Source organism: Olleya sp. YS, from assembly GCF_029760915.1.
Classification (GTDB): Bacteria; Bacteroidota; Bacteroidia; order Flavobacteriales; family Flavobacteriaceae; genus Olleya.
Map to the genome: position 1 here is coordinate 1,312,479 of NZ_CP121685.1, position 12,053 is coordinate 1,324,531.

The window sequence follows — 12,053 nt, forward strand, 5'->3', positions numbered from 1 at the left end:
TCAGTTAAGGGTTTTTTAGTAATATGGGTTTTACTAAATTAGGAAGGTTTCGTTCCACAATTTCATAAATTACCACGTCTGGTTTGTATTGTTCTATTAGTTGTGTTGTGATTGGATTATAGTTTTTAATATACCTTGTTTGGTTGAAACTTTCATTAAAAAAACCTATCCATGCATCTGAAAATGAGTCTCGACTCATTAATAGTTTAAATTGCTGTTGTTGGTTGCTAAATATTAAGTCATCAAATCTAATTGATAATGTATCTATAGAAACAGATTTTTTTAAAGTTAAATTTACGACCTGCTCTTTAGTATAAACATTTATCATTTTAGATAAATGGTTTACAGGCTTCAATGAGGTGTTAATAATATAATCATTTAGCGATAAGGGTTTAACGCTTAATTCTTTTCCTATGGTATTTATAACGTCTTGATACGCATAAAAAGCTCCTAAGTTATTCCAGTGGGTATCAGTCTTGTAATATATTTTTTCTTCTTTTTTCTTCTCTAATAACACTTTATGAAGATTAATATAATTAATATTATTGTCTTTTAATGCTTCTATAAGTTCTTCATAAAAGGTAGCGTTTTGATTAAGTTTATAGGGTAAATTTTCTTTATAGATGCTGTGTTTATTTGGAGCAACTGCTACATAAAAAAGAATATTTTTCTCACGTAAATACTCCGAAAGTTTTTTTAAATTTTTAACAACCTGTACAATTTGAATTTTATCGTGCGTAGTATTAAATGTGTTATTTAAAACTTTTTTGTGAGCATTCCCTAAAAAATACCATCCTTGATTTCCTACAACGACTTTATCAGGAAGAGGATTTTCTTTCAAGATTTCAGATTTAAAACTCACATATTGATTGACCAATGTTTTTTTCAAACCATAGTTGCCCAAATAATAACTTTTGTAGTTTTTTAAAGTCGTATTAGGTTGAGAAAGATCAAATTCTGGAGGAGTTTCAAACTCAATATTTTCATTATTAGTAAAACCTTGTTCTAATCCAAACAACAACACAATATTTGGTATAATTAGTAGTGTTAAAAACACTATTATAAACAACTTATATGACCAATCTTTAGCTTTCATCATCATTTAAAATTTAAAATAGATAAAAGGGTTGTAGGCATTGGTAGCAATATAATAATAACAGGTCCAAAACAAGAGTAGTAAACTTAATGAGTTGATTACTAAATATGATTTATAGGTAGTGGATTGCTTAGATTTTACATTAAAATAATCTAAGATATATTTATATAAAGGAGTTGCTAAACACACACCAATAATTAATGCAATTATCACTTCTTTAGTAAAATAGAAATCGAAAAATTCGTAATTAGTTTGTGTCTTAAAATCAAATAATTTTAATATAAAATTTGTGGCTTGAGATATCGTATCACTTCTAAAAAATACCCAACCAATTAGTACAACTAAAAGTGTATAAAAATATGAGAGTACATTGTACTTTTTTAATATTGCATCAAAGCCTAAGCGCTCTATTATTAAAAATAGACCATGCCATAATCCCCAAATTAAAAAGGTCCAACTGGCTCCATGCCAAAGTCCTGTTAAGCTAAAAACTATTATTAAGTTAATATAAGTTTTAGTAGCTCCTTGTCTATTACCTCCCAAAGGAATATATAGATAATCCTTAAACCAATTAGATAGAGTTATATGCCAGCGTTTCCAAAATTCTCTTATTGATTTTGCAATGTATGGGTAATTAAAATTTTCAGGAAATGTAAAACCAAACATCAAGCCCAAGCCAATAGCCATATCAGAATATCCAGAAAAGTCAAAATATATTTGAAGTGCATAGCAAATTATTCCTACCCAAGCCACTAACATAGACAATTCGTTGTTAGGTAAACTAAAAGCTGCATCTGCAAAAAACGCACAATTGTTAGCGATAAGCATTTTTTTAGATAAGCCTATAATAAAACGCCTGCAACCATCATAAAACCTGTCTAAACTGATGTTTTTGTGTTGTAATTCTGTTTCTATTTCTGCATACCTAACTATAGGTCCTGCAATTAATTGAGGGAATAGGGTCACATAGCAAGCAAAGTCTATAAAATTTTTGTTTGCTTGTACTTTACCTCGATACACATCTATAGTGTACGACATGGTCTGAAAAGTGAAAAAACTAATGCCAATAGGCAATGCAATGTTAATGAATTTAGAGGAATAATCTATGTTAACCCCTAAGACATCAGATAAATTAGTAAAGTTAGAAGCTATAAAATAAGAGTATTTAAAGTAACACAAAATTCCTAAGTTGAAAAGTATGGAGAGGTACAAACCTACTTTTTTATACCCTCTTTGTATTACTAAACCCGCACTAAAATCGACTATGGCAGAGAGAAGTAATAATAACACCATAATTTGCTCTCCCCAAGCATAAAATCCTAAACTAAACAGTAGAAGAACGAAGTTTTTTATTTTTTTTGGTGCTAAATAGTAAATACACAAAACACAAGGCAAAAACAAAAACAAAAAAATAGGATCCGTAAATAGCATATTGTTTAATAAAAAGCAGGCTTAAAATACAATAATAATCAGTAATTTTGGTTTTTAATTAATATTGTATCAAAAATATTATAATGCAGACTTTTAGGATAATTATTTGCTTTATTACATGCTTTTGCATGACAAGTAGTTATGGACAAGATTATACTAACAATTGGAAAGAGCATTTTAGTTATTTAGACATACAAGATGTTAGTAAAACCGAAGACAAACTATATGCTGCAGCTACAAATGCGATTTTTACTTACGACTTTTTAACAAACGAAATAAATACGTTATCTACTATTAACGGACTTTCTGGGGATAATATCTCGACGATTTTGTATCTAGAAGATAGATCCATATTGCTAATAGGTTATGATAATGGTTTAATCCAAGTCTATGACGAGTCTGAGAAGTCAATTTTAAGCGTTGTAGATATATTAGAAAAACAAACCATCCCAGCAGCTAATAAAACTATTAATCATTTTTCTAGAAATGAAGATGTGGTTTATATCTCAGCAGGCTACGGGATTTCAGTGTTTGATATTAATCAATTTGAATTTGGAGATTCTTATTACATAGGTCCAAATAATTCTCAAATTAATGTCAACCAATCTACTGTTTTTGAAGGCTTCGTTTATGCAGCTTCAGATTTTGGAATTTTTAGAGGAGACATTAGTAACCCCAACTTAATTGATGCAACAGAATGGCAAAATATTAATTCTAATATTTGTCTAGGGATACAAACCGTAGACGATAAATTATATACTGTATTAATTAATAGAAAAGTTTACGAGATTATAAATACGACTTTAGTTGAGAAAACAATGTTTCAAGAAACTGTTACTGGTTTTAAATCAGTGGATAATCAACTAGTGGTTACAACATCTAGTATTGTTAAAGTCTTTTCTAGCGTTTTTAATGAGATAGCAAATGTTACTGTTGATGCTTCCGAGTATTCAGATTTAAGAACAGCCATTATAGCCAATGATGATGAAATCTATATAGGAACAAGAGTTAATGTTGGTACTGGTAACTCTGGACTAGGAATTTTAAAAACAACAATAGGTGATCTTACTAACTTTGAAGAAATTCATCCCAATTGTCCCTTAACAAACAGATTTTTTAAAATAGATATTAATAATGGACAAATTTGGGGAACACACGGTGGACACAATGCTATATTAAATTTTACTAGCAATCTGTATAGACGAATAGGTATAAGTCACTTTGATACAGAACAATGGGATAATATTAATTACAAAAAAATTAATGAATCTGTAACTAATCCCTTTTTTCTCTCTGGAGTAGCAATTAATCCATTAAATCCTAATCAAATATACGTAACCTCATACTATTCGGGATTAATTGAGATAACAGATAAAGAAGTTACTAATCATTACAATCAAGATAATAGTACGTTAACCCCTTTTTTTAGTAGCTTTTATATAACTTCTACTGCAAATTTTAATGAAAATGGAGATTTATGGGTTATGAATGGTCGTGTAGATCAACCATTAAATATTTTATCTAATGGTCAATGGAGTTCTTACAGTTTTCAGGATATAATTCCAGATCGTTTTGACGAAAACGGATTTTTTGACACTGTGTTTGATAGTCAAGGTAACTTCTTTTTAGGAACTCATAGATTTGGTTTAATTGGTATGAATTTGAACGGTAGCAATACCATTTTTAAATTTATAGCTGCAGATGAAGCAGGTATGCCTTCACCATCTGTCAAAACAGTTAATATTGACAGAAATGGACAGCTTTGGTTAGGTACAGATAAAGGACTAAGGGTAGTTTATAATACTAATGAGTTTGTTACTGGAACACCAGAAGTAGATAATATAGTTGTTTTAGATGACGGTGTACCGCAAGAATTATTATTTCAGCAGTACATATCAGATATTGAAGTTGATGGCTCTAATAACAAGTGGATAGCAACCTTAAGTACTGGATTATACTATTTCTCTTCGGATGGACAAGAAACAATTTTTCACTTCACAAAAGATAATTCTCCATTGCCAACCAACGATATTTTAGATGTGGATATTGATGATGTAAATGGAATTATTTATATAGCAACAGATAAAGGGATGGTGTCTTTTCAATCAGATTCTTCTAAACCTAGAGATAACTTAGAAAATGCATATGTGTATCCTAATCCTGTCAGACCAACTTTTAATATTTTAACAGATAAAGTTAAGATTAGAGACATTTCTGATAATGTTAATATCAAAATAACAGATATTGAAGGTAATCTTGTTGCAGAAGCAGAATCTAGAACTAACTCAAGATTTAAAGGATATAATTTAGAAATTGATGGTGGGACAGCCTTATGGAATGGAAAGAATTTAGGTGGAAATATAGTTGCTTCAGGTGTATATTTAATTATGCTTAACGATTTAGACACCTTTGAAACTAAAGTTCTAAAAGTAATGGTAGTTAGATAATGTTAACCACTACAAATGCTATTGTACTTACAAAACTTAGATATAAAGACAACGACCTTATTGTTAAATGTTACACCCAAAAACAAGGTATTGTTAGTTATTTATTAAAAGGGATATTAGCATCAAAAAAAAGTAATAAAAAGAACATCTACTTTTTACCCTTATCTCAACTTCAATTAAATACTGATTATAAATCTAACCGCTCTTTACAGTATATAAAAGATATAAAAACAGATTTTTTATATACGTCATTGCATACACATATTCTAAAAAGTGCAATTGTGATGTTTTTAGCTGAAATACTGGCTCAAGCCTTACAAGAAGAAGAACAAAATGACGCATTATTTAGCTATTTACAGACGACATTACAATGGTTAGATACAAATGACAATTTTTCTAATTTTCATCTGTTATTTTTACTGGAGTTGACTAAATATTTAGGATTTTACCCAGATCAAACTCACATTAAATCTGCAACTTATTTTAATTTATATGATGGCGAATTCCAACAAGAAAGTTCTTCTAAATATTGTGTGTCCGGAGAAAATTTAACATTACTAAAACAACTTTTAGGCATAACATTTGATGACTTACATAGTATTAAGATTAACGCTAAACAAAGACAATCGTTTTTGGCTCTAATTTTAGTATATTTTGAGTTACATTTGGGCAACTTTAAAAAACCAAAATCTTTACAAATCCTTAATGACGTTTTTAACTAGAAAAATAAAGTTTCTCTTTAGCTTTTGTTTATTATTTCTTTTTATTCTTTCCGCAACAGCGCAAAATATAAAAGTGTTGAATAATACAACCAAAGAGCCTATAGTTGGAGTAGCAATATATAATAAAGATCAGAGTAAAAGCGAAATTACAAACATTAATGGAGAAGCAAATTTAGATCAATTTACTAATACAGAAATTGTTTATTTTAAGCATATTTCACACCAAACTAAGCAGGTTAGAAAAAATAATATTGTTGATAATTTGGTCTATTTAATATCCAGCGAACAAGGTCTGGATGAGATTGTTATTTCAGTGTCTAATTTTGGTCAAAGGAAAAAAGATGTTCCAAAAACTATCGCAACTATAACTGCAAAAGATGTCACTTTTAATAATCCACAGACTAGTGCAGATTTGCTGGAAAGTACTGGACAGGTCTATGTTCAAAAAAGCCAATTAGGTGGTGGAAGCCCAATGATAAGAGGGTTTTCAACAAATAGGTTGCTAATTACAGTAGACGGTGTACGTATGAACAATGCTATTTTTAGAGGTGGTAATCTTCAAAATGTTATTTCAATTGATCCTTTATCTATTCAAAATACAGAAGTAACGTTAGGTGCAGGCTCTATAATTTACGGTAGTGACGCTATTGGTGGTGTGATGAGTTTTTATACTAAAAAACCAGAGTTTTCCTTTTCGGATAGTTTACACCTTAAAAGCAATGTATTAGTAAGATATGCAACAGCTAGTCAAGAAAAAACAGCACATATAGATTTAAATTTTGGTCTAAAAAAATGGGCGTTTTTAACCAATGCAAGTTACACAGATTTTAACGATTTAAGAATGGGAAGTCAAGGTCCTATAGATTATTTAAGACCAGAATTTGTGACAACTTCTAATGGTGAAGACGTTATTATTGAAAATAACAACCCAAACATCCAGAAATTTACAGGTTATAGTCAAATTAACTTGATGCAAAAAGTTAGCTATAAAGCTGCAGAAGATTTAGATATTGATTTAGGGCTATTTTATACAGCAACATCTGATTACCCAAGGTATGATAGATTAATCCGTTATAGAGGTGAAAATTTAAGGTCTGCCGAATGGAGTTATGGCCCACAAAAATGGTTTATGTCTAACGTAAGTGTGACTAAAAGAAGTAGTAGTGCGACGTTTTATGATAATATAAAAACCACTTTAGCGTATCAAAATTTTCAGGAAAGTAGAATGGATAGAGACTTTCAAGAGGTTGAAAGAAATGTAAGAGAAGAATCTGTTGATGCTGTTTCCTTTAATATTGATTTTGAAAAACAGATTAATGAAAAGTCTAACATATTTTATGGTTTTGAATATGTGTTTAACAAAGTGAGATCAATTGGATTTACCGAAAATATTGAAACAAATACTGTAGATAAAACAGTATCTAGATATCCCAATGGTGCTACTTGGCAAAGTACAGCTTTGTATGCAAGTTACAAGTATAAACCTAATAATCGTTTTGTTTTTCAATCAGGATTACGTTATAATTTAATAACTGAAAATGCCGACTTTACTGAAAATAATCAATTTTTAAATCTTCCGTTTTCTCAATCAAATAATGATGCTAATGCACTAACAGGTACAGCAGGAGTAACGTGGTCCCCAAACCAAACCCTTCAATGGAAATTTAATTTGTCTTCAGCATTTAGAGCACCAAATATTGACGATATAGGAAAGGTTTTTGACTCTGAACCTGGTTCTGTAGTTGTGCCAAATGATAACTTAGACCCAGAATATGCTTATAGTGGAGAATTAGGGCTAAAATTAAATTTCGATAAAGTAGTTGTTCTTGACATGGCAACCTATTACACCTATTTAGACAATGCATTAGTAAGACGTGATGGTACATTAAACGGAGAAACACAAATAGTGTATGATGGCGAATTAAGTAATGTACAATCTATCCAAAACGCTTCTAAATCTTGGATTTATGGTTTTGAAGTAGGTGCAAAAGTTAATTTTTCTAAGCATCTAAAACTTACATCTCAATATAATATTATTGGTGGTACAGAAGAAACAGACGGTGTTGAAGTCCCTGTAAGACATGTCGTACCTAATTTTGGTAACACGCATTTGGTTTGGCAAATAAACAGATTTAAAATAGATGGATTTGTTAACTATAACAATGCGTTGTCATTTAATCAGTTAGCACCTTCTGAAGCGGAAAAAGATTTCATTTATGCATTAGATAACAATGGTAACCCATATGCTCCATCATGGTATACTTTAAATGTTAGAACACAATATCAAGTTGCTGATGATGTAACTATTACTGCTGCTTTAGAAAATATCACGGATCAGCGTTATAAAACCTATTCTTCTGGAATCGCAGCACCAGGTAGAAACCTCATAGTATCATTAAAATATAGTTTATAAAAAAAAGCCTCTTTTAATTAAATGAAGCTTTTTTTTAAAAGGTAATTACAATCTATTTTTTAACTGCCTTTTTTGTGATTTCTAGACCATTGGATAACTTTATCTGAGCAAAGTATAAACTTTGTTGCAGCTTTTCTAAGTTAATTATTTCTGAATTATCATTACATTTAAAAGTGTAGATTTCTTTCCCTAACACATCTAAAATTTTTATAGATTTTATAGTTAAATTATTAGAGACACTAAACTTGACTAGGTCATCAGACAATTCTACTATTGAAAGGTTTGTCGTGTTGTTAGTATAATCTATTGTTGATAAAACTGAAGGATTAAATACAATTTCAAAACGATTATTAAATGTTCCAACACTAGATGTAAACGAATAATCTGATGCAGATAAATCGTGAATAGTATTGTTTAAATAGTCAATCAAATAGACCGTATTATTATCAAAAAAGTCACCTTGTACTTGTGCAATAGAGAGGGTGTAAATTGTTGGTGCTGTAGTTTTAGCATCAAATCCCAGTGGAATGACTTCATCTATAGTTAAGCTTTCTGGAGCTTTACCTTGTATGGCAAATTTGTCTGTCTCGTTAGGAATCATCGTGTAGATTTCTGCTTTGTTTTCATCATACAATGTTCTGTTTGCGTCATATGCCATACTGTCTTTTCCATTAGTAGCACCATTAACATAGGCTACTAATATTTGATGGAATACACCAGTATCTGAAGTTAAATTAACCCAAATTTTGTTGCTAATTGTGGTGTCATTTGCTCTAAAAAACTGAGTGTTACTTGATGCGTCAGCCATTCTAAAACTATTATCAAAGGTGACATTTCCATTTGTAATTCCTTGAACAAAAAAGCTTTGTCCAGATGGTATATAATCATTAGGAATTATCATATCTCCACCTGCGGTATTACCACTACCTTGAGTAATTATAGCATAATCACTATTAGAAAAGTTTTGGCCTTCATTTCCACTAGCATTAGCATCGGCTGGAGTATTATGAGACCATAAGTATACAACTCCTTGTATTGTGCTAGAGTTAGCTGTTAAAAAAGCGTTAGCATCAATAGCAGAAGGATAAGGGTTTCCTATTAAATTCCAATCTTCGTCACCATTGGCTCCATTGTAAATAATTGGACTGGTAATAATTCCTGTATTAAATACTCCATTAAACGTATAAGTATATTGTAGTCCAGTAGTAAACCCTACTGGATTATGCATAGAAATATAGCCAACACCTGGCGTCATTACAGTGTTTCCGTCAGAGATATAAGTCCAATCGTTACCATCATCATCAATACCATCAGATCCAGGAGTAAAGGTATTGGTGTTATTAATTTCGGTTTGTACATCTAAATAATTAGCTGCATTAAACCAGTATCTTCTATTTGGATTGGAAAAGGCTAAACCTTGATTAATTGTTGTGTTTTCAACAGGGGAGCTCCAATAGGTATATTCGTAAATACTGTTTAAAGGTGTTGTTTCTTTATTGACTAAAGAGACTCCGTTTGAGGTTAGATTAAATAATGAGGCATTGTTATTTTGAACAAAAGCACCTTGAGTTTCAACATACAACTCTCCATCAACAGTTACTGTGTTTTCAACTTCAACAAACGTATTATCTGTAATAGTTAGTCTGAATTCTGGTGATGTACCACTAGTATTTATTATTAATGAACAAGCTTGAAAACTTCCATTTATACTGGTATCATAACTCCCATCTAAAACTACCATTTTAGTTAAATCAGGCAATCCATTGGTCCAAGCCAAACCGTTCCAAGTAGTACTAGACATGTTAATTTGTATCGCATCTGTAGCGATAGAGCAAACACCAGACTCGGTTACCTCACAATAAAATTGATATCCATCTAAATTAAATCCTGTTATAGACAAATCTGTGGTTGTTTCGCCAGTCACAATTCCAGGATTAAATGCAGCACCTGTTACGTCTAACCATCCAGCTGTACCATTATTATATTTCCATTGGTAGCTTAAAGTGCCACCACCACCTGCTGTTACTGAAATGTTTACATTAGCAGCATCACAATTGTCAATGTCTGCAGGTTGGACATCTATTGTTGGTGAAGGAGTAATCTCAATCTCAAACCCAAAACAATCAGGTGTAGTATCAGAAACCCATTCTGAAGAAGTAAAAGTTAAAGCTGGTGCAGTTGCTGTATTAGCTCTTGTATAAATGTAACCATTATCATGTCCATCTCCATTAGACCATAAATCAATAGCTGTACCACTGTTTATTAAAACTAATTTATCATAATTAGCAGATGTAAATCCGTTATAACCTAAAGCTGAACTTAAAAATTGTAAATCTAATGTTACATTTGTACAGCTAGCGCAGTTTGAAGTGTCGCTTGTTGCTAAAATTAAAAATGTATCACCAGCTAAAATAGTTCCACTTAAAGGGTAAGTACCACCATTATAAGTTCCGGGAAGTGAGTTTGGGTCTGTTTGATTATTAGAAGACCCTATGGAATAATTTGATAAATCAATATCAGAACTTGTTGGATTTAATAACTGTATGTAATGACAAGAACCTGATGTTTCATCATAAATTCCTGAGAACATTAAATCTGTAAACCCAGCAGGAATTCCGCCTCCACCTCCAGAGCAGCTTCCGCTTAATACTGTAAAATCTGTAGAACTATCCACAGGGCAACCCAATTCTGTTACTGTTATAACACCAGTAGTCGCACCTAAAGGAACTTCTGCTACAATTTGTGTTACAGTTTGCGATATTATAGTGGCAGATGTGCCATTAAAATCTACTGTGGAACCTGCAGTAAAACCTGTGCCAGTAATCGTGATGTGTGATAGTTCTGGTCCAGAGTTTGGAGCAAAACTTGTTATAGATTGCACTGGTGTACATGCTCCAACAGTAAAATTAGTCGTACTATCAACTGGACAGCCAGCTTCTGTTACTGTAACTAAACCAGTAGTTGTTCCTGCTTGTACAACTGCTGATAAAGTTGTTGAGTTTATAAAAGTAACAACAGCTGCAGTACCGTTAAAATCAACGGTAGAACCTGCAGTAAATCCTGTACCAGTTATTGTGACATTAGATCCAATAGGACCTGTTGTTGGTGTAAAACTGGTAATAGTATGTGTTGGTGTACAAGCTGAGCATGTTGCTGTATGAGAACCTAAATCTGATATATCGTCTTGAGGAAGTACAATCCACTCGCTATTTGTTGTGTTTGTTCCAGCTGAGACAGTCCAATTAGTATTTGGGTCACAAACAGAAGATTTTCTTACTAATGTATGATTGGCAGTTGCATTTGTTGTTCCAGCAACATTCCATCCACTACCTGGATCAGCGCCATCTGTACCTACAGCATCTATTAAAAAAAATGTTCCGCTACCATTATCCTTTGCTAAACCAACAGCATCATCACCATTCCAACTAGCACTTCCACTTGTAGAATCTGCTAATAATAAAATAGTAGGTATGGCAAGATTGTTAGACAATACATAAGTACTACCATCTGTTAAAGTACCAGATAAGTTTATTGTTGTTTCTGGCCAACTCCCTCCATTTGCTATTCCCCATATTTGATAATCTGCAAGATTAACAGAAGATCCAGTTCCATTATAAATTTCAATAAATTTATTATTTCCAGAACCTTCACCATATTCTGATATTATCAGATCTGATGTTTGCGAAAAAGAAAAAAGACTAAATAAAAAAAATACAAAGGGTATATTTTTTTTCATAAAAAGATATTTAAATAAATAAAACTTATTTGAAGTTAAGATATCAATCAGTTGTAAAAATCTTAACTAAGCAAATATATCAAAATATCGATAAAATGATATATTTATTCGATAAAATACAAAAAATAATATACTTGGTTCATTATCAGCAATTTAAAAACATAAAAAAGGCTAAACTGTATAAATTTAGCCTTTTAATTTCTCTTAA

6 protein-coding genes are annotated in these 12,053 nt (G+C 31.3%); 3 read left to right on the forward strand and 3 right to left on the reverse strand.

Annotation, left to right across the window (positions count from 1 at the left end; all coding sequences use genetic code 11):
• Positions 1 to 4 precede the first annotated feature (4 nt).
• Both Ollyesu_RS06055 and Ollyesu_RS06060 read right to left on the reverse strand, forming a co-directional pair.
• Positions 5 to 1,096, reverse strand: coding sequence for a DHHW family protein (locus Ollyesu_RS06055; RefSeq protein WP_279302900.1), 1,092 nt, complete (start codon positions 1,094 to 1,096; stop codon positions 5 to 7).
• Positions 1,097 to 1,102: 6 nt separating this feature from the next.
• On the reverse strand, positions 1,103 to 2,389 hold the full coding sequence (locus tag Ollyesu_RS06060) for an MBOAT family O-acyltransferase (protein WP_279302901.1): 1,287 nt from the start codon (positions 2,387 to 2,389) through the stop codon (positions 1,103 to 1,105).
• A gap of 266 nt (positions 2,390 to 2,655) precedes the next feature.
• On the opposite strand from Ollyesu_RS06060, the gene Ollyesu_RS06065 reads away from it, so the two are divergent.
• Genes Ollyesu_RS06065 through Ollyesu_RS06075 form a run of 3 tightly spaced genes read left to right on the forward strand, consistent with a single transcriptional unit; the run spans position 2,656 to position 8,109 of the window.
• Positions 2,656 to 4,974 (forward strand): ABC transporter substrate-binding protein, encoded by a 2,319-nt coding sequence (locus Ollyesu_RS06065; protein ID WP_279302902.1) that lies wholly within the window; start codon positions 2,656 to 2,658, stop codon positions 4,972 to 4,974.
• Entirely contained in the window at positions 4,974 to 5,696 is a 723-nt protein-coding gene (recO, locus tag Ollyesu_RS06070) for a DNA repair protein RecO (protein WP_279302903.1), read from the forward strand. The genes Ollyesu_RS06065 and recO overlap by 1 nt, the downstream gene beginning before the upstream one ends.
• Positions 5,680 to 8,109 (forward strand): TonB-dependent receptor, encoded by a 2,430-nt coding sequence (locus tag Ollyesu_RS06075; RefSeq protein WP_279302904.1) that lies wholly within the window; start codon positions 5,680 to 5,682, stop codon positions 8,107 to 8,109. Before recO ends, Ollyesu_RS06075 begins: the two co-directional genes overlap by 17 nt.
• Positions 8,110 to 8,161: 52 nt before the next feature.
• On the opposite strand, the gene Ollyesu_RS06080 is transcribed toward Ollyesu_RS06075, so the two are convergent.
• Positions 8,162 to 11,845, reverse strand: coding sequence for a lamin tail domain-containing protein (locus tag Ollyesu_RS06080; protein ID WP_279302905.1), 3,684 nt, complete (start codon positions 11,843 to 11,845; stop codon positions 8,162 to 8,164).
• Positions 11,846 to 12,053 lie beyond the last annotated feature (208 nt).

Bases quoted from the DNA above. Each gene is read 5' to 3' on its own strand.
- Ollyesu_RS06080 (WP_279302905.1), bottom strand. From the start codon at position 11,845: ATGAAAAAAAATATACCCTTTGTATTTTTTTTATTTAGTCTTTTTTCT.
- recO (WP_279302903.1), top strand. From the start codon at position 4,974: ATGTTAACCACTACAAATGCTATTGTACTTACAAAACTTAGATATAAA.
- Ollyesu_RS06065 (WP_279302902.1), top strand. From the start codon at position 2,656: ATGACAAGTAGTTATGGACAAGATTATACTAACAATTGGAAAGAGCAT.
- Ollyesu_RS06075 (WP_279302904.1), top strand. From the start codon at position 5,680: ATGACGTTTTTAACTAGAAAAATAAAGTTTCTCTTTAGCTTTTGTTTA.
- Ollyesu_RS06055 (WP_279302900.1), bottom strand. From the start codon at position 1,096: ATGAAAGCTAAAGATTGGTCATATAAGTTGTTTATAATAGTGTTTTTA.
- Ollyesu_RS06060 (WP_279302901.1), bottom strand. From the start codon at position 2,389: ATGGTGTTATTATTACTTCTCTCTGCCATAGTCGATTTTAGTGCGGGT.